The following is a 17847-nucleotide window of genomic DNA, read 5'->3' on the forward strand; positions in this document are numbered from 1 at the left end:
GCGGCGAGCGGCGCACGGGGAGCGGCGCACGCCTACACGAGCACGCCGTCGGCCAGGTGCAGCCTCTGGTCGGCCAGGTCGTGCAGGGTCGTGTCGTGCGTCGAGATGATGGCGGTGGTTCCCTCGGTGCGCACGACGGTGCGCAGCAGGTCCATGATCGAAGCCCCGGTCTCGGCGTCGAGTTGGCCCGTCGGCTCGTCGGCGATGAGCAGACGCGGCGAGTTCGCCAGGGCGCGGGCGATCGCCACGCGCTGCTGCTGCCCGCCCGAGAGCTCGCCGGGCCGCTGCTCGGCGTGCGCCGTGAGACCGACCAGCTCGAGCAGCTGTGCCACACGCTCACGCCTGGCGGCATGAGGCAGCCGCCGCATACGCAGCGGCAGGCCCACGTTCTCGGCCGCGGAGAGCATCGGCAACAGACCGAAGGTCTGGAAGACGAATGACACGGTGGATCGGCGCAACGCCGTGCGCCCCGCCTCATCGAGCGCCGTCACGTCCGCGTCGCCGATCGTCACCCGCCCGGCACTCGGCCGGTCGAGGCCGCCGACACAGTTGAGCAGCGTCGTCTTGCCCGAGCCGGACTTGCCAACCAGCGCCGCGAGCGTACCGGGGGCGATGCGGAACGATACGTCACGCAGGGCGTGCACGGCGCCCGCGGCGGACGGGTAGGTGCGGCTCAGCCCGTCGACCGCGACCATCGCGTCATCGTTCATCGGAGACCGCCTCTCTGGCCTCGCCCGGCCACACTCCCACGTGATCCTCCTCCAGCTCCAACCGAACCCGCCCGCGCAGCCCGAGCGCCGATCGATACCCCGCAGGCAGCTGCAGCCGCCCCGCCCGGTCGAGCACCGCGTACTCGCGTGCGATCACCGACGCGTCTCCCCACTCGTCGACCTCCTCGTGCCGCAGCACCTCTGATGCGGTTCGCCCGTCGCGGATCGCCACCGTGCGCTGAACCTGCGACGACACCTCGGCGTCGTGCGTCACGATCACCACGGTCGTGCCGAGCTCGGTGTTCGCCGAGCGCAGCGCATCGAACACGGCGCCCCCGGTCTGGCTGTCGAGCTCGCCGGTCGGCTCGTCGGCGAAGAGCACCTGCGGGTCGTTCGCGAGCGCGACCGCGATCGCCGCCCGCTGCTGTTCGCCGCCGGAGAGCTCCTTCGGCCGACGGTGCGCCTTGCCGCCCATGCCGAGCACCTCGAGCAGGTCGCCGACCCGGCGACGGCGGTCGGCCCGCGGCATCCGCGCGTATGACATGGGCAGAGCCACGTTCTCGGCGACGCTCAGGTACGGCAGAAGGTTGCGGGCCGTCTGCTGCCAGATGAACCCGACCATGCTGCGCCGGTACGCGAGGCGTTGCTTCGCCGACATGTCGAGCAGGTCCCATTCGCCCACACGCACGCGGCCCGCGGTCGGCGCATCGAGCCCCGAGAGAATGTTCAGCAGCGTGGACTTGCCCGAACCGGAAGCGCCGACGATGGCCACCATCTCGCCCCGGTCGACGAGCAGGTCGAGCCCCTGCAACGCCTGCACCTCGATCTTCTCGACCTGGTAGATGCGAACCAGGCTGTCGCAGACGATTAGCGCCTCGTCGCCGTATGCGGTCATGGCGTTCCTCCCACTCGCAGAACTTCACTCAATCGGTCGCGGCGGTGCACGGCCACCTCCACGGCCATCGCCACCGCGAGCATCAGCACAGCGGATGCCGCCACGCCCGCGATCAGCCAGCCGTTCAGCACGGGCTCACCTGCCGCGCCTGGCGCGCTCGCCCCGCCGAGCGTGGCGAGGCCGAGCGTCGGCGCGACGAGCACGACGATGCCCACGCCCGCCGCGATGCCGCCCACGAGGGCCGCGGCAAGCACAGGGGCCGTCTCGGCGAGCGCCAGCCACCAGCCGTGCCGCACGCGCAGGCCGAGCGTGCGCAGCAACGCGAGCGACCGCCCGCGCTCACGGGCCGAGGCGAGCACCGACGCGATCAGGGCGAGCAGCGCGAGCGCGGCCACCGCGGCGACGGCCATGGTCGTGATCTGGTTCACGCCGGCCACGAGGGCCGAGTGCTGTTGCGCCTGCAGCCACGCGTCTCGCGCGTGCACGACGGCGTCGTCGGCCGACACCCCGCGCCCAGCGGTGGCCGCGCCCGGCCCCACCAGCAGCAGTGTGGTGGCTGCCGTGGTCTCGGCGGGCAGGTTGCGAGCGGCGAGCGCCGCCAGGTCGACGTACACGAAGGGGCCGTCGTGGTAGCCGCTCGGCCCGCCCGAGACCGTGCCGATCACGTTCAGGCGAACGTTGTGCGTGCCGAGTCCCAGCACGAGCTCGTGCGAGGCGAACCGCGACGCGAGCCGACTGTCGAGAAGCGCGGGCAGCCGCTCCGTGGGCGTCACGCCAGCGGATGCCGCCGCAAGCCGCCTCAGCGCGGCGGCGTCCCGCGCGTTGCCGACCCCCGCCTCGTGGTGCAGCGCGTCGACGACACTGGAGTACCGGTGGTCGACCGCGAGAGCGGAGACGAGCATGCGCAGGGGCCCATCGCTCAGATCCACCTGGTCGTGTGCGGTGAAACTCGCGGCCGCCCGCACCCCGGGCGCCTCGGCGGCGCGCGCGACGTCCGCGGCGCTCACGTGTGCCTCGACGCGCGCGTCGGCGCCGACGCGGCTCCACGAGGCGTCGACCTGGGCTGCCCGCACGGTCTCGACGATGAGGCCGCCGGAGACGACGAGCGCCACCGCCAGCGTGAGCGCGAGCACCGGCAGAACCCTCAGGGCGCGTGCCGCGTGGGCGGATCCGAGCACACCGAGGGCGCCGCGGGATCGCCGGGCCAGGGCAGCGGCGGCACGCACGGGCCACGGGTACACGCGCAGCAGGATCACCGCGATGGCGAGAGCGAACAGCAGCGGCGCCGCGGAGACGAGCGGATCGGCCCGGCCGGTGGGCACTGTGCCGAGCCCGCGCACGCGAAGCGAGAGAACCGCTCCCGCCGCGAGAGAAAGAACGAGCACCTCAAGCGCGAGGCGGCGAAGACGCGCCGTGCGCCGGCCCGCGGCACGCTCCGCCCGGCTCAGCCGGCGGCGACGGCCGGCCCACAGCGGCACCGTTCGAACGAGAACCAGCGCCGGCATCGCGACGAACGCCGCCAGCGCCACGATCGAGGCGGCGCCGATTCCCGCCGGCTCGATCGGGGCGACGAGCCGCGCCGCACCCGCGCCGAGTGCCGCCCCTACGGCCGTGAGAAGAGCCGACTCCGCCGCCGCGAGCCCCACGAGGCGGGGGAGCGAGGCCCCTCGAGCACGCATGAGCGTTGTCTCGCGCATGCGCCCATCGACGACGAGGCCGGCGAGCAGCACGAGCACGGCGACGCCGGCACCCAGCACGCCGGCCTCCATGAGTGACATCTGTGCGTTGGCCGCCGACGCCTTCTCGCCGTATCCCTTCAGCGCGCTTTCGAATTCGCTTCGCACCGTGAGCTGGCCGCGGAAGTCGCCGGTGATGAGGCTGAGGTGCAGGTCGAGGGCGGGCAGTTCGCGCATCAGGGCGTCGACCCGCTCCTGCGTGAACGCGGCCGCCTCGAGGGGCAGCCGCAGGCGCCTCGTCAGCGATTCCGACGTGAGCGCCTCGACGCTCGCCACCTGTTCTGGCGCGGTGAGCACCGTGATCTCGGGGGCACGGCGGGAGCCCGCGGCATCCGTCGGCCGCCACATGCCGGGCATGTCGGCCCAGAGGGCGTCGGTTGCGCGTTCCGCACCCGGCGCCCGGGCGACGATTCCGACGAGGCGAAGCGCGAGCGGGGTTTGCTCCTCGGCGCCCGCGGTCGGCTCGAGCATGATCACCGAACCGACATGAGCGGATGCCGCGCGCGCCCCCGCCGCCGACATCACCACGTCGACCTCGCCCGGCGCACCCGGCCCGATCGCGGCCGTCCCTTCGAGGGCCCGCAACTGCTGCGTCTGCTGCGTCGTCGCCAGGCCGACCTGAACCGACAGGCGCGAGCCGGCGCCGGTATCGGCGACCCCGCTCAACGCGGGGCTGAGCACGGTGACGACGGGCTGCCCGGTGGTCTCGCGCACGATGCGCGGCAGTCGCGCCGGAAGCTCGCGGGCCAGGGTGAGCAGGTCGTCCACGGATGCGCGCGGCACCGATCCGTTTGGTGAGCCGACGTCGGTGGCGAGCACGATGTCGGCCGCACGGCCCGCGTGCGACACCGCCTCGGCGGCGCCGTCGTCGATGGCCGTCTGCGCACGCGCGGGCATGAGTGCGGCGAGCAACACCGTGAAGCCGACGAGGGCGACGAAGGCGGCGAGCATTCCCGCATCGCGCCTGGCCCTGCGGAAGCCGATCCGCGCCCCGCTCATTGCTCGCCCCCTTCCCGCAGCAGCTCGGCGGGGCGCACCGTGCGCTGCAGCTGGGCGATGAGCGCCACGAGCGCCGCGAGCACGATGGCGATCTCGAGCGCGAGCATGCCGATCTGCGCCCACGGTGTCGCGATCACGACAGACGGAACGGTCGGCGCCCCGGTGGGGGAGACGGCGACGAGCGGCCCCACCAGGTTCACGAGCAGCAGGCCGAGGCCCACGCCGAACACGGTGCCGAGCACGCACAGGAGTGTCGCCTCGAGCGCGACGAGGGCCGTGAGCGCCCGGCGCGAGAGCCCGAGCGCCCGCAGGTGCCCGAGCTCGAGCCGACGGGTGCGCAGCGACTGCGTGGTGTGCACCATGAAGCCGATGGCGGCGAGCACCGCGCTCGCGATCACGCCGAGCCACAGCGCAGCCTGCGTCGCCACCCGCAGGGGCGCCTGCTGCAGCGCGAGTGCAAGCCCGGCGGCGCTGGCGGCGGCGGGCGCATCCGTGCCCTGTGTGTGCGCGTGCACGTACGCTGTGGCGTGGGCGGCGGGAACGTCCACCCACCATTCGTTCGCCAGCGTCCCGGTCACGCCGGCCTGCGCGAGCGCGCGAGCTAGGGCGACCTCGTCGACGACCACGGTGGCGCTGGGGCCGGACGAAGCGCCGGCTGACGCCGTCTCGCCCGCAAGTTCGGCCAGCGTCGCCGCGCCGGGTATGTGCGCCGCAGTTCCGGCCACCCTGATCGGCAGCTCGCGGCCGTGCACGAGCAACGTGAGGCTTTCGCCCGTCGTCAGCGACAGGCTCGAGGCGAACGCGTGCGGCACGACGGCCCTCAGCATTGTGGAAGGCTCCCAGCCTGCGAGAACCACGGTCGCCCCGCGCGCGCCGACGCCGCCGGCCAACTCACCCTCGATCGCGTACTGCCATCCCGGTGGCGGCGGCGTCGCGCGCACGTCGCGGCTCAGCACGCCGTCCATCGTCGCGTACCAGGGCGACGCGTCGCCCACCGTCAGCACACGAGCGGATGCCTGCCCCGCGCCGCGCACGCCGAGGTCGCCTACCGTGATGCTCAGCTTCGCCGCGGAGCCGCCCGACTCGCCTGACGTCGTCGCGAGCTCCGCCTGGAATCCGACGATGGCGCTTGCGGGCGGTCGTGCCGCACCGGCCGCCTCCGTCGCCGTGGCGGCGTCATCGGCACCCGCCGGAATCAGGGACGCCGACACGTCGTACGCCGAACCATCGGCATCCACCGCTCCGAAGTCCACCGTCCGAAGCAGCCCATCGACATCCTCGACGATGGCCCGCACGTCGGCGGTCACCCCGTCGAGGCGCGCAACGCTCACTCTCGCCGTGATGGCGCTGGCATCGGAAGGCAGAGCAATGCGGCGCGATCCCTCGCTCGATGCGTGCAGCGTTGAGGCGATTCTGGTGCCTCCCTCGGCGCCGACCCTGCCGCGATCGAGCATCGCGCGCGCCGGCTCGGTGAGCCCGAGCACGCGCACGGCGACGCCGGTGGAGCCGCCGTCACCCGCGTCGGCATCAGAGCCGGCCACGCGCCCCGCATCGTGGATCACCGGTTGCGGGGCACGGGCGGCACCGACGGCGAGCCGCGCGGCTTGACGGCTTGCCTCGGCCGGGTCGGCGGCGACGCGAACGGGCGCGCCGACCGCGAGCGCCGCCTGGTCGAGCTGCGACTGCTTCCAAGTGGCGAGGAACGAGAGGCAGAACGTGCCGACCGCGAGCGTCAGGCTGAGCAGCAGCACGGCCGCCGTGGCGCGCCTGGCGCGCCGGCCGATCTCCCACGCCGCGAGCGGCAGCACCGCGCCCCGTACACGAGAGCCGAGGCGGTCGGCCAGCACAGACACGAGCGGAATGAGCCGGGCCGCGATGAGGGCCCCGGCGAGAAGCAGCAGCGCCGGGCCGAGCGCGAGTACCGGGTCGACGCCGAGCTCGCCCTCACCGCGCACGGGGGACCGGTAGAGCTGTAGCTGCCAGTACGCGAGCACGGCGAGGGCGAGCACGCCGACGTCGAGGCCCGAGCGCATGAGGGGCGAGAGACGCTGCCGTCGGTCCGCGCCGCTCTCGGCCTCGCCACGGGCACGGAACAGCGGGAGCAGCAGCACGAGAACGAATAGCGCGGCGACCCCGAACGCGCTGAGCCAGGTGAGCGGCGTGGGCGCGGCATCCGCCGGCATGCCGGCAGCGACCATCGGCGGCTGCGCGGCGAGCGCACGGTAAACGAGTGCGGCGAGCGGCGCCGCAGCCAGAGCCGTCACGACGCCGATCACGCCCGCCTCGATCGCGGTGAGCGCCACGATGTCGCGCGTCGACGCACCCCGCGAGCGCATCAGGCGGCGCTCGCTCTCGCGCGCATCCGTGTACACGCGCGCCATCTGTGTCATTGCGGCCACGGCGAGCACGATGAGCAGCAGGCTCACGACGGTCACGGTGGCCCTGGTGACGACGAGGCCCGAAACCACGCCACTGACGGCCGTGTCGATGCTCGAGCTGTAGTAGATGCCGGAGGCGATGTTGCCGGCGTACCGCGCGATGTCGACATCGGCCGAATCGAGCCTCGCCATCAGCGGCGCCAGCTGGTCGACCGTGACCGCCTGGAACCGAGGCGTGGCACTCACATCGACGACGGATGCCGCGATGCCGGCCTCGTCGAGGCCGCCTGGCGCGGTCACGAGCGGCCCGAACGCGTCGATCGGGTCGCCGAACGATGAACCAGGCCTGGGCAGTACCGGGTTCTCGCCGTCGCCGTGCAGAACGTCGCGTGACCAGTACTCGCCTGCGGCGTCGGTGGCACGGTACACGCCGACGACCGTCGCCGTCGTTGTCGTGCCGTCGGCGTTGGCGACGGCCACCGTTTTCCCCACGGTGAGCCCGAACACCTGCGCCGCTGCCTGCGGCAGGGCTACCGGAAGCGGGCCCCTCGCGTCCGCCGAGCGTGGCCAGCGGCCCGCGATGAGGGAGGCGTGGTCGGTAACGTCGTCGAGCTCACCGAAGTACGCGAACGTGTCTGCCCCGCTCGAGGCGGCGATGGGAAGGGGCGCCGTCACCTGGGTCGGTTGCGAGAACGCGAGCGCCCGTGAATCGGCGGTGCCGGCATCGCCGAGCACGCGCCCGACCGCCTTCTCGAGTGAGGTTCGCGTGTGTTCCACCGACCCGCTTGGCTTCAGGATGCGCACGTCGAGCGCACTCTGACCGGCATCGAGGGCGGCGAGCGAGCCGCGCACCCCGGCCCGCTCGCTCGCCGTGACGAGCAATCCGAGCGCGGTCACGAGAGTGCAGGCGACCAAGGCGACCAGCGTGACCGCCACGATCAGCCGCCATTGCGTGCGCCAGCGGCGCAGCGTAAGACCGACGAGCCAGGAGCGCGGCAGGCGGGGCGCGGCGGCCTCATGGCCCGCCTGCGCCTCTCGTCTCACGTAAGCTCCTCCGTTCGTCACGCGGCAGCCGTCGCGCACGTGCTTCGAGCATGCTATCGGCAGAGTGCTATTCTGAATTCGTGCTGCACGGTCTGCTCCTCCTTAGCTGCCGCGACGAGTCCTAATCCCAGGCCTCCCTCGTCGCGGAGTTTTGTCGTCGGCTGAAAGCTTTTGCGAGGAGGAGAGAAGAAGACCATGAAGAACAACCAGCAGCCCAGTTCCCTGCCGATCCACAAGTATCGGCCGTACCACGAGCAGTTGCGCGTCGAGCTGCCTGATCGCACGTGGCCAGATGCGCGCATTGCTGCCGCTCCGCGCTGGTGCGCCGTCGACCTGCGTGACGGCAACCAGGCCCTCATTGACCCGATGAGCCCCGAACGCAAGCGCATCATGTTCGACCTGCTCGTCAAAATGGGCTACAAGGAGATCGAGGTCGGCTTCCCGAGTGCCAGCCAGACTGACTTCGACTTCGTTCGCAGCCTGATCGAGCAGAACGCCATTCCCGACGACGTGACCATTCAGGTGCTGACCCAGGCGCGCGAGCACCTGATCGAGCGCACCTACGAGTCGATCCGGGGCGCGAAGCAGGCCATCGTGCACCTCTACAACTCCACGAGCGTGCTGCAGCGCCGCGTGGTGTTCCGGCAGGACAAGCAGGGCATCATCGACATCGCCCTGAACGGCGCCCGCATCTGCAAGCGCATGGAGCAGAGCGTGCCCGGCACCACCGTGTACTACGAGTACTCGCCCGAGAGTTACACCGGCACCGAGCTGGAATTCGCAGTCGACATCTGCAACCAGGTGCTCGAGGTCTTCGAGCCGACGGCAGAGCGCAACGTCATCGTCAACCTGCCATCAACGGTGGAGATGGCGACACCCAACGTGTACGCCGACTCCATCGAATGGATGAGCCGGCACCTGAACCACCGCGAGAACGTCATTCTCTCCCTCCACCCGCACAACGACCGGGGCACGGCCATCGCGGCCGCCGAGCTGGGCTACATGGCCGGCGCCGACCGCATCGAGGGCTGCCTGTTCGGCAACGGCGAGCGCACGGGCAACGTCGACCTGGTGGCACTGGGCATCAACCTGTTCACGCAAGGCATCGACCCGCAGATCGACTTCTCCAACATCGACGAGGTCAAGCGCACCGCCGAGTACTGCAACCAGCTGCCCGTGCACGAGCGCAGCCCCTGGGCGGGCGACCTGGTCTTCACGGCCTTCAGCGGATCGCATCAGGATGCGATCAAGAAGGGCTTCGAGGCCATGGCAGCGGATGCCGCGGGGCAGGGCGTCACGGTCGACGAACTCGAATGGGCGGTCCCGTACCTGCCCGTCGACCCGAAGGATCTGGGTCGCAACTACGAGGCGGTCATCCGCGTCAACTCGCAGTCGGGCAAGGGCGGCGTCGCGTACCTGCTGAAGACGGACCACGCGCTCGAGATGCCGCGCAAGCTGCAGATCGAGTTCTCGGGCGTCGTTCAGGCGAAGACGGATGCGTCTGGCGGCGAGGTCACGAGCGACGAGATCTGGGCGATCTTCCAGGACGAGTACCTGCCCTCGGCCCAGCCCGGTGAGAAGTGGGGTCGGTTCGAGCTGACCGGCATCCGTACCGCGAGTGCGATGGACGGCACGCTGGCGCTGAGCGTCGACCTGCGTGACGGCGACGAGGCCACGGTGATCGAGGCATCCGGCAACGGCCCGATCGACGCGTTCCTGGGGGCCATCAACGCACGGGGCGTCGCCGTGACGCTGTACGACTACGCCGAGCACGCGCTCTCGGCCGGCGGCGATGCCGTGGCCGCGGCCTACGTCGATCTCGACGTCGACGGCAACCGGCTGTGGGGCGTCGGCATCGACGCCGACATCTCGACGGCGTCGCTGAAGGCGGTCATCTCGGCGGTGAACCGCGCGGTGCGCGCGTCGAGCGGCACGAGTGCGCCAGCGAGGCAGCCCGTCGGGGTCTGAGTCGGCGTGTGTGCGGCCACGCGCATCCGCTGAAGGGGATAATCGTCAGGTGCCCGTCTACCGTGATGAAGGTGTCGTGCTGCGCACGCACAAGCTCGGCGAGGCCGACCGCATCGTCACCCTGCTGACGCGCCAGCACGGCAAGGTGCGCGCGGTCGCGAAGGGCGTGCGCCGCACGGGTTCCAAGTTCGGCTCGCGGCTCGAACCGTTCATGGTCGCGGACCTGCAGCTGTACGAGGGCCGCAGCCTCGACGTCATCACGCAGGCGGAGTCGCTCGGCTCGTACGGTGCCGAGATCGCGGCCGACTATGCCAGGTACACGGCGGCGAACGCCATGGTCGAGACGGCGGATCGTCTGAGCGAGTCCGAGGGGTCACTGCAGCAGTATCTGCTGCTCGTCGGGGCGCTGCGCTCGCTGGCCCGTGGTGAGCACGATGCGGGCATGACGCTCGACTCGTACCTGCTGAGGGCACTGTCGATGGCGGGGTGGGCGCCGAGCTTCCTCGACTGCGCCCGCTGCGGAACGCCGGGCCCGCACGAGACGGTGGTGGTTCAGCTCGGGGGCGTGGTGTGCGCCGAGTGCGCGCCGGCGGGTGCGCCGCGGCTCGACGCGTCGACGATCGGCTACCTGGGCGCTCTTCTTGCTGGTGCGTGGGCGCAGGCCGAGGGGTCCGACCTGTCGACGCGGGCGAAGGCGACGGGAATCGTCGCCGCGTACGTGCAGTGGCACCTCGAGCGGGGACTGCGCTCGCTCGCGCACGTCGACCGCCGGCCCCAGGGAGCCGGTGCATGAGCCCCAAGCCATACACGCACCGGGATGCGGTGCCGTTCCGCCCGCTCGACTGGACCGGCCTCTACCCACCCGCGCTGCCGGCCGGTGCCGTGCCGAACCACGTCGCCATCGTCATGGATGGCAACGGGCGCTGGGCCAACCGGCGGGGCCTGCCCAGGGTCGAAGGCCACCGGGCGGGGGAGGCGTCGCTTCTCGACGTCGTCGCCGGTGCCGTGCAGATTGGCGTGAAGCACCTGAGCGTCTACGCCTTCTCGACCGAGAACTGGCGCCGCTCGCCCGACGAGGTGCGCTTTCTCATGGGCTTCAACCGCGACGTGCTGCATCGCCGCCGCGACCAGCTGAACGAGTGGGGTGTGCGGGTGCGCTGGGCCGGCCGCCGGCCGAAGCTGTGGGCATCGGTCATCAAGGAGCTGCAGTACGCCGAACAGCTCACGGCCGGCAACAGCACCATGACGCTCACCATGTGCGTCAACTACGGCGGGCGAGGCGAGATAGCGGATGCCGTTCGCCGCATCGCCGAGGAGGTCGCGGCGGGCCGGCTCAAGCCCTCAGCCGTCGGGGAGCGCGCCATCCAGAAGCACCTGTATGCGCCGGACCTGCCCGACGTCGACCTGTTCGTGCGCAGCTCGGGGGAGCAGCGCACGAGCAACTTCATGCTGTGGCAGAGCGCGTACGCCGAGATGGTGTTCCTCGACCGGCTGTGGCCCGATTTCACGCGCGAAGATCTGTGGCACGCCGTCGAGCTCTACGCGGGCCGCAACCGTCGCTTCGGCGCCGCCGTCGACACCCCCGACGCCCCCCACGTGGGTTGAGGAGCCGCAAAGCGGCGTCGCGTGGGTTGAGGAGCCGCAAAGCGGTGTCGCGTGGGTTGAGGAGCCGCAAAGCGGCGTCTCGAAACCCATCGCCCGACGCAGGTTTCGAGACGCGGCCTTTGGCCGCTCCTCAACCAGCTCGACGACGGGAATGCCCGGCGCACGCTGCGGGTTGCACCCAGCATGAGCAACCCCATCAAGGTCGACGTCTGGTCAGATATCGCGTGCCCGTGGTGCTACATCGGCAAGCGCACGTTCGAGGCGGGTTCCACCGCCTTCATGGCGGGCGGCGATGGCCGCGAGGTCGAGCTCGAGTACCACAGCTTCGAGCTCTCCCCGGACACGCCCGTCGACTTCGACGGCTCCGAGACCGACTTCCTCGCGGGCCACAAAGGCATCGCCCCTGACCAGGTGCAGCAGATGCTCGACCGTGTCACGCAGATGGCCGAGGGCGTCGGCCTGCACTACGACTACGACGCGCTGCAGCACACCAACACCGTGAAGGCGCACCAGCTGCTGCACTACGCGAAGGCGCACGGCAAGCAGCTCGAGGCGACCGAGCGCCTGCTCTCCGCCTACTTCACCGAGGGCAGGCACGTGGGGCGCATCGCCGAGCTGGCGGATCTCGCGGCGCAGGTCGGCCTGGACCGGGATGACGTCATCCGCTCGCTCGAGGAAGATGAGTACCTCGCCGATGTACGCGCCGACCAGGCGCAGGCCACCGCGTACGGCATTCAGGGCGTGCCGTTCTTCGTCGTCGACGGCGCGTACGGTGTCTCGGGCGCACAGGCCGCTGAAACCTTCACGCAGGTGCTCGAGCAGGTCTGGAGCGAACGCGAGGCAGTCGCATGAGGGCGACGGATGCCGCGGCGAACGCCTCCGTCGACGCGGACACCCCGCTCACCCCGCCCCGGGCCGGCGGGCTCGCCATGCTCGGCGGCGACGCGGCCGCCTGCGAGGGCGACGCATGCGTGATCCCCGCCACCCAGCCGGGCGCGAGCGAATAGGCAACCTGCGCTGCTCCGGCCTGCGCTGCTCCGGCCTGCGCTGCTCCGGCCTGCGCTACTCCGGCTCGCTGATGTCGGCAATCGTCGCGCCCAGACTCTCGAGCAGTGCCGCGCCGGTCACGATGGCGCTGTAGCCTACCTCGCCTGCGCCCATTCCGACGCGGCCGGGCGGCACGCGCGAGTCCGCGAAGACCGGCCACGCCGTGCTGCTGCCGAGCGGCGTGATGGCGCCCCGCGGGTAGCCGGTCGCGTCGAGGGCGATGGCGGCATCCGGCATGGAAAGCTTGTTGACCCCAACGACCGCACGCAGCTTGGGCCACGAAATGCGTCTGCCGCCGGGCACGAGGGCGAACAGGAAGCTGCCGTCGCGGCGCTTCACGACGAGCGATTTGACGATCTCGCCGGGGGTGAGACCGAGGGCCGCCGCTGCCTCATCGAGGCCGTGCGCGTGCGGGCGGGAGATCACGTCGATGCTCAGGCCGCGCCGTTCGGCGTCGGCCACGGCTCGCTGTCGCCCGCCCGGTTCCACAGTGCCATTCATGCCCGCGCCCGCTTTCTGGGAGAATTGAGACACACATGACTCCCACGACGACGATAAGCCCTTCCCCCCAGCTGGCCATCGGCCCGCTGGCCCTCGACGTTCCCGTGGTGCTCGCGCCCATGGCCGGCATCACCAACACGGCGTTCCGCCGACTGTGCCGCGAGTTCGGTGCGGGGCTCTACGTGAGCGAGATGATCACCTCGCGCGCTCTCGTGGAGCGCACACGCGAGTCGATGCGGCTCATCACACACCACCCCTCTGAGACCACCCGCTCGATCCAGCTCTACGGAGTCGACCCGAAGACCGTGCGCGAGGCCGTCACCATGCTCGTCGCCGAAGACCGCGCCGACCACATCGACCTGAACTTCGGCTGCCCCGTGCCCAAGGTCACGCGCAAGGGCGGGGGAGCCGCGCTGCCGTGGAAGCTCGGGCTGTTCCGCTCCATCGTCGAGGCCGCCGTCGACGCGGCCGGCCCGCTGCCGCTGACCATCAAGATGCGCAAGGGCATCGACAGCGACCACCTCACCTACCTCGAGGCCGCCCGGGCCGCCGAAGGCGCCGGTGTCTCCTCGATCGCCCTGCACGCGCGCACGGCCGCCGACTTCTACTCCGGCCAGGCCGACTGGTCGGCCATCGCGCGGCTGAAAGAGACGGTCACGAGCGTACCGGTGCTCGGCAACGGCGACATCTGGTCGGCCGACGATGCCATTCGCATGGTCGACTCCACAGGCTGCGACGGCGTCGTCGTCGGCCGCGGCTGCCTCGGGCGCCCGTGGCTGTTCGGTGACCTGGCCGCCGCCTTCCACGCCCGCGCCGGCATCATCGACGCGGACGCCGCATCCGCAGCCCAGGCCAGGCCCACCCTCGGCCAGGTCGCCGCCGCCTTCCGCCGCCACGCGGAACTGCTCGTCGAGTTCTTCGAGAGCGAGGAGAGAGGCTGCCGCGACATCCGCAAGCATGTCGCCTGGTACTTCAAGGGGTACCCGGTTGGCGGCGACCTGCGGGCGAGTCTCGCGACGGTGCAGACGCTCGAGCAGCTCGACGAGTTGCTCGACACGCTCGACGGCGACCAGCCGTACCCCGGCGAGGGCGCCGAGGGCCCGCGTGGCCGTGCGGGAAGCCCGAAGCGAACGGCGCTGCCTGACGGCTGGCTCGCGAGCCGAGACCTTGTCGGCGACCAGCGCTCGAACCTCACCGAGGGCGAGGGCGACACCAGTGGCGGATGAGGCGGCGTCGCCGGCGACCGATTCCGGCCGGGCCGCCACCGTCACTGCCGGCTACACCGACGACGACAGGCAGCGCTGGCTGGGCGAGCAGCACTCGTCGAGGCGCAGCGACTTCGCCCGCGACCGTGCCAGGCTCCTGCACTCGAGTGCGCTTCGCCGCCTCGCCGCGAAGACGCAGGTTCTGAGCCCCACGGCCGGCATCGACTTCGCGCGCAACCGGCTCACGCATTCGCTCGAGGTCGCCCAGGTCGGGCGTGAACTCGCCACGAGCCTCGGCCTCGACCCCGATGTCGTCGACACGGCGTGCCTGGCGCACGACATCGGGCATCCGCCCTTCGGGCACAACGGCGAACGCGCGCTCAACGCCTGGGCCGAGCGCATCGGCGGCTTCGAGGGCAACGCCCAGACGCTGCGCCTGCTCACCCGGCTCGAGCCGAAGGTTTTCGGGCCGGACGGCCGCACCTACGGGGTCAACCTCACCCGGGCGAGCCTCGACGCGAGCTGCAAGTACCCGTGGCCGGCCTCCCACTCTGTAGCCGACCCGAGCGGGCGCGCCAAGTTCGGTTTCTACGCCGACGACGAAGCCGCGTTCCGCTGGCTGCGCGCCGGCGCTCCCGAGCGCGTTCGCTGCATCGAGGCCCAGGTCATGGACCTCTCCGACGACATCGCCTATTCGGTGCACGACTTCGAGGATGCCGTCGTCGGGGGCTACATCGACGTGACGGCGCTCGGCTCCCGCATCGACCACGGCGACCTCGTCGACTCGATGTACGAGTGGATCGGCGGCGAGTTCGACCACGACGCGCTCATCGCCGCATTCGACCGGCTCGCGGCCATGACGGTGTGGCTGACCGAATGGGATGCCGGCAGGCGAACCCAGGCGCGGTTGAAAGACCTCACCAGCCAGCTCATCGGCCGCTTCGCGGGCGCGGCAACCCGGGCGACCCGGCAGGCGTACCCGCACGAGTGCCTCACCCGGTTCGCCGCGAGCGTCGTCGTTCCCGAGGAGATCCGCGCCGAGATCGCCGTGCTGAAGGGCATCGTCGCCACCTTCGTCATGTCGCGCAACACCCGCCAGCCCATCTACGCCGAGCAGCGGGACGTTCTCACGGGCCTCGCCGACGTTCTGTACGCGCGCGGTGCAGACGCGCTCGACGCCGGATTCGCCGAGGACTGGGACGCCGCAAACGACGACGAGGGCAGGCGACGCGTCGTCGTCGACCAGGTCGCAAGTCTCACCGACCAGTCCGCACTGGCATGGTACGACCGACTCGTGCGCGGATAGGCTGGGCTCATGAGCGGTACGACGCCCGACGATGCCGGCGCCCCTGAGGGCGCGGGCGCCCCTAAGAATCACGAGGCCGTCGACGACGAGGCCGGGGCCTACCAGGCTCCCCTTTCGCCCGCGGCGGCCTTCGCCGACCGGCTCGACGAGGGCGGCTTCTTCTCCGCGCTGTTCGATGTGACGTTCACGAAGTACGTCACCCGCCGGCTCGCCGGCCCGGTGTACATCGTGGGCCTCGCCGTCATCGCGTTGAGCGTCATCTACGGCCTCATCGTGAGCCTGGGCGCCGCCGTTGCCACGCACACCCCGTGGGGAGTCCTGCTGTTCCTCTTCGGTGTGGTGCTGACGATCGTCGGCGCGATGCTCGCGGTGCTGCTGCTGCGCGTCGCCATCGAAGTGTTCGTTGCGATCGTCGCCATCGCCGAGAACACGCGGCCGCGACCCGCGCGCGCCAGGCGCGAGACGAAGCGTCGCTAGACGAAGCGTCGCTAGACGAAGCGTCGCTGGACGGCGGCTCCATCTAGACTCGTGGCATGGCCGGCCGTATTCGTCAGAGTGATGTCGAAGAGGTCAAGGCCCGCACGAACATCGGCGACATCGTCGGCGACTATGTGAGCCTGCGCTCGGCCGGCGTCGGCTCGCTCAAGGGGCTCTGCCCGTTCCACGACGAGCGCAGCCCGAGCTTCCATGTGCGCCCCCAGGTGGGGTTCTATCACTGCTTCGGCTGCGGCGAGAGCGGCGACGTCTACACGTTCCTGCAGAAGATGGATCACGTCACGTTCGCCGAGGCCGTCGAGCGGCTGGCGGCGAAGATCGGCTATGCGCTGACCTACGAAGACGGCGGCCCCGCCGAAGACCGCGGCAACCGCGCCAGGCTCATCGCGGCCAACGCCGCGGCCGCCGAGTTCTTTGTGGACGCCCTCGGCGGGGGCGAGGCGGAGATCGGCCGCCGCTTCCTCGGCGAACGCGGGTTCGACCGTGACGCCGCCGACCGCTTCGGCGTCGGCTTCGCGCCGAAAAGCTGGGACGCCCTGACGAACCACCTGAAGGGCCGCGGCTTCAGCGCAGAGGAGCTCGCGGCGAGCGGCCTTGTCTCCACGGGCGACCGCGGCGCATACGATCGCTTCCGCGGCCGACTCGTTTGGCCGATCAGGGATGTCACGGGCCAGACCATCGGCTTCGGCGCCCGCCGCCTCACCGACGACGACAAGGGCCCCAAATACCTGAACACGCCCGAGACGCCCATCTATCACAAGGCGCAGGTTCTGTACGGCCTCGACCTGGCCAAGCGGGACATCTCCCGCACCCACCGCGTCGTCGTCGTCGAGGGCTACACCGACGTCATGGCCTGCCACCTCGCCGGCATCACGACCGCGGTCGCGACCTGTGGCACAGCCTTCGGCGCCGACCACATCACGGTTCTGCGCCGCGTGCTGGGCGACGACTCAGGCGAGGGCGAGGTCGTCTTCACGTTCGACCCGGACGCCGCCGGCCAGAAGGCGGCCATGCGCGCGTTCGCCGAGGAGCGCCGGTTCTCCGCCCAGACCTACGTCGCCGTCGGGCCGGAGGGCCTCGACCCGTGCGACCTGCGACTGGCGCACGGCGACGGTGCCGTTCGCAGCATGATCGAGAACAAGAAGCCCATGTTCGAGTTCATGATCCGCCAGGTGCTCGGCCGCTTCGACCTCGACACGGTCGAGGGCCGCGTGTCGGCGTTGCGCACCGCCGCGCCCCTCGTCGCCGAGATCCGCGACGCATCGCTGCGCCCCGGCTACACGCGCGAGCTCGCCCGCATGCTCGGCGTCGACCTCGCCGAGGTCACCCGCGCGGTAGCGGGCGGGGCCAGGCGAGCGGATGCCGCCGGCACGCGCACCCGCACCCCCGAGCACGGCGCCGCGCAGGCGCGTGGCGGCCGCTCGTCCGACGGCGCGCCCTCCGGCGGTGACGCCGCATCCGTGGCCGCACCCCCGCCTGCATCGATCGTGACGCTGCCGGTGGACCCGGCCACGCGCCTGGAGCGCGATGCCCTGCAGGCGCTGGTGCAGCATCCGACGCTCGTGGGGCGTGACCTGGCGGCGCGCGCCGTGCGCTCCGGCATGACGAACCCGGCCCTGGCGGTAGTGCGAGACGCCATGGCGGGCGCCCTCGACGCCCTGGAGGCCGCCGACTGGATCTCGCGAATCATCGCCGAGGCGCCGGCACCGTTCACGGGCCTCGTTCAGGAGCTGGCGGTCGCGCCGATACCGGAGCGCAGCGAGCGAGAGCTCACGATGTATGCCAGAGGCGTCGTCTCGGGTCTCATCGACAAGGATCTGCTGCACCGCAAAGCCGAGCTGCTCGGCCGGCTCCAGAGGGCAGACTCGGCGGATGCCGCCGCCTACCGGGCAATACAGCAGGAGCTGCTCGCGGTCGAGACCGAGCGGCGCAGGCTGCGCGAGGAGTAGCGCTGCTCT

General features: G+C 71.2%; 14 protein-coding genes. 9 read left to right on the forward strand and 5 right to left on the reverse strand.

Going from position 1 to position 17847, the window contains the following annotated elements; all coding sequences use genetic code 11:
* Positions 1–32: 32 nt before the first annotated feature.
* From OSC27_RS08500 to OSC27_RS08515, 4 genes are read right to left on the reverse strand one after another with little or no spacing between them, the layout of a single operon-like run.
* Complete coding sequence (locus OSC27_RS08500) at positions 33–710, reverse strand: ABC transporter ATP-binding protein (RefSeq protein ID WP_267181004.1); 678 nt, start codon at positions 708–710, stop codon at positions 33–35.
* Positions 700–1605, reverse strand: a complete 906-nt coding sequence (locus OSC27_RS08505) for an ABC transporter ATP-binding protein (protein WP_267181005.1) — start codon at positions 1603–1605, stop codon at positions 700–702. Before OSC27_RS08505 ends, OSC27_RS08500 begins: the two co-directional genes overlap by 11 nt.
* Positions 1602–4340: an FtsX-like permease family protein gene (locus tag OSC27_RS08510; protein WP_267181006.1), complete on the reverse strand. Its 2739-nt coding sequence runs from the start codon at positions 4338–4340 to the stop codon at positions 1602–1604. Before OSC27_RS08510 ends, OSC27_RS08505 begins: the two co-directional genes overlap by 4 nt.
* Complete coding sequence (locus OSC27_RS08515) at positions 4337–7762, reverse strand: ABC transporter permease (protein ID WP_267181007.1); 3426 nt, start codon at positions 7760–7762, stop codon at positions 4337–4339. Before OSC27_RS08515 ends, OSC27_RS08510 begins: the two co-directional genes overlap by 4 nt.
* 195 nt (positions 7763–7957) lie before the next feature.
* Between OSC27_RS08515 and leuA the strand changes: the two genes are divergently transcribed.
* The 5 genes from leuA (at position 7958) to OSC27_RS08540 (ending at position 12342) form a co-directional block, all read left to right on the forward strand.
* Positions 7958–9730 carry a 2-isopropylmalate synthase gene (gene leuA / locus OSC27_RS08520; protein ID WP_267181008.1) on the forward strand — a complete coding sequence of 591 codons (1773 nt, stop codon included), beginning with the start codon at positions 7958–7960 and terminating at the stop codon, positions 9728–9730.
* Between the two features lie 49 nt (positions 9731–9779).
* On the forward strand, positions 9780–10523 hold the full coding sequence (gene recO, locus OSC27_RS08525) for a DNA repair protein RecO (protein ID WP_267181009.1): 744 nt from the start codon (positions 9780–9782) through the stop codon (positions 10521–10523).
* Positions 10520–11335 (forward strand): isoprenyl transferase, encoded by an 816-nt coding sequence (locus OSC27_RS08530; RefSeq protein ID WP_267181010.1) that lies wholly within the window; start codon positions 10520–10522, stop codon positions 11333–11335. Before recO ends, OSC27_RS08530 begins: the two co-directional genes overlap by 4 nt.
* Positions 11336–11518: 183 nt before the next feature.
* Positions 11519–12187 (forward strand): DsbA family oxidoreductase, encoded by a 669-nt coding sequence (locus tag OSC27_RS08535; protein ID WP_267181011.1) that lies wholly within the window; start codon positions 11519–11521, stop codon positions 12185–12187.
* On the forward strand, positions 12184–12342 hold the full coding sequence (locus tag OSC27_RS08540) for a hypothetical protein (protein WP_267181012.1): 159 nt from the start codon (positions 12184–12186) through the stop codon (positions 12340–12342). Before OSC27_RS08535 ends, OSC27_RS08540 begins: the two co-directional genes overlap by 4 nt.
* 55 nt (positions 12343–12397) lie before the next feature.
* On the opposite strand, the gene OSC27_RS08545 is transcribed toward OSC27_RS08540, so the two are convergent.
* Positions 12398–12883, reverse strand: a complete 486-nt coding sequence (locus tag OSC27_RS08545; protein WP_267181013.1) for an aminoacyl-tRNA deacylase — start codon at positions 12881–12883, stop codon at positions 12398–12400.
* A 35-nt stretch (positions 12884–12918) separates the two neighbouring features.
* Between OSC27_RS08545 and dusB the strand changes: the two genes are divergently transcribed.
* Genes dusB through dnaG form a run of 4 tightly spaced genes read left to right on the forward strand, consistent with a single transcriptional unit; the run spans position 12919 to position 17838 of the window.
* Positions 12919–14109, forward strand: coding sequence for a tRNA dihydrouridine synthase DusB (dusB, locus tag OSC27_RS08550; protein WP_267181014.1), 1191 nt, complete (start codon positions 12919–12921; stop codon positions 14107–14109).
* Positions 14099–15394, forward strand: coding sequence for a deoxyguanosinetriphosphate triphosphohydrolase (locus OSC27_RS08555; protein ID WP_267181015.1), 1296 nt, complete (start codon positions 14099–14101; stop codon positions 15392–15394). The genes dusB and OSC27_RS08555 overlap by 11 nt, the downstream gene beginning before the upstream one ends.
* Positions 15395–15403: 9 nt before the next feature.
* Entirely contained in the window at positions 15404–15871 is a 468-nt protein-coding gene (locus OSC27_RS08560; RefSeq protein ID WP_267181016.1) for a DUF4282 domain-containing protein, read from the forward strand.
* 56 nt (positions 15872–15927) lie between these two features.
* Complete coding sequence (gene dnaG / locus OSC27_RS08565) at positions 15928–17838, forward strand: DNA primase (RefSeq protein WP_267181017.1); 1911 nt, start codon at positions 15928–15930, stop codon at positions 17836–17838.
* The last annotated feature ends 9 nt before the right edge of the window (positions 17839–17847 follow it).

The organism is Microbacterium sp. STN6, from assembly GCF_026410545.1.
Taxonomy (GTDB): domain Bacteria; phylum Actinomycetota; class Actinomycetes; order Actinomycetales; family Microbacteriaceae; genus Root112D2.

Coding starts and splice junctions, on each gene's coding strand:
- OSC27_RS08545 (WP_267181013.1), bottom strand. CDS start 12,883: ATGAATGGCACTGTGGAACCGGGCGGGCGACAGCGAGCCGTGGCCGAC.
- OSC27_RS08560 (WP_267181016.1), top strand. CDS start 15,404: ATGAGCGGTACGACGCCCGACGATGCCGGCGCCCCTGAGGGCGCGGGC.
- dusB (WP_267181014.1), top strand. CDS start 12,919: ATGACTCCCACGACGACGATAAGCCCTTCCCCCCAGCTGGCCATCGGC.
- OSC27_RS08540 (WP_267181012.1), top strand. CDS start 12,184: ATGAGGGCGACGGATGCCGCGGCGAACGCCTCCGTCGACGCGGACACC.
- OSC27_RS08505 (WP_267181005.1), bottom strand. CDS start 1,605: ATGACCGCATACGGCGACGAGGCGCTAATCGTCTGCGACAGCCTGGTT.
- dnaG (WP_267181017.1), top strand. CDS start 15,928: ATGGCCGGCCGTATTCGTCAGAGTGATGTCGAAGAGGTCAAGGCCCGC.
- OSC27_RS08510 (WP_267181006.1), bottom strand. CDS start 4,340: ATGAGCGGGGCGCGGATCGGCTTCCGCAGGGCCAGGCGCGATGCGGGA.
- OSC27_RS08500 (WP_267181004.1), bottom strand. CDS start 710: ATGAACGATGACGCGATGGTCGCGGTCGACGGGCTGAGCCGCACCTAC.
- OSC27_RS08530 (WP_267181010.1), top strand. CDS start 10,520: ATGAGCCCCAAGCCATACACGCACCGGGATGCGGTGCCGTTCCGCCCG.
- OSC27_RS08535 (WP_267181011.1), top strand. CDS start 11,519: ATGAGCAACCCCATCAAGGTCGACGTCTGGTCAGATATCGCGTGCCCG.
- leuA (WP_267181008.1), top strand. CDS start 7,958: ATGAAGAACAACCAGCAGCCCAGTTCCCTGCCGATCCACAAGTATCGG.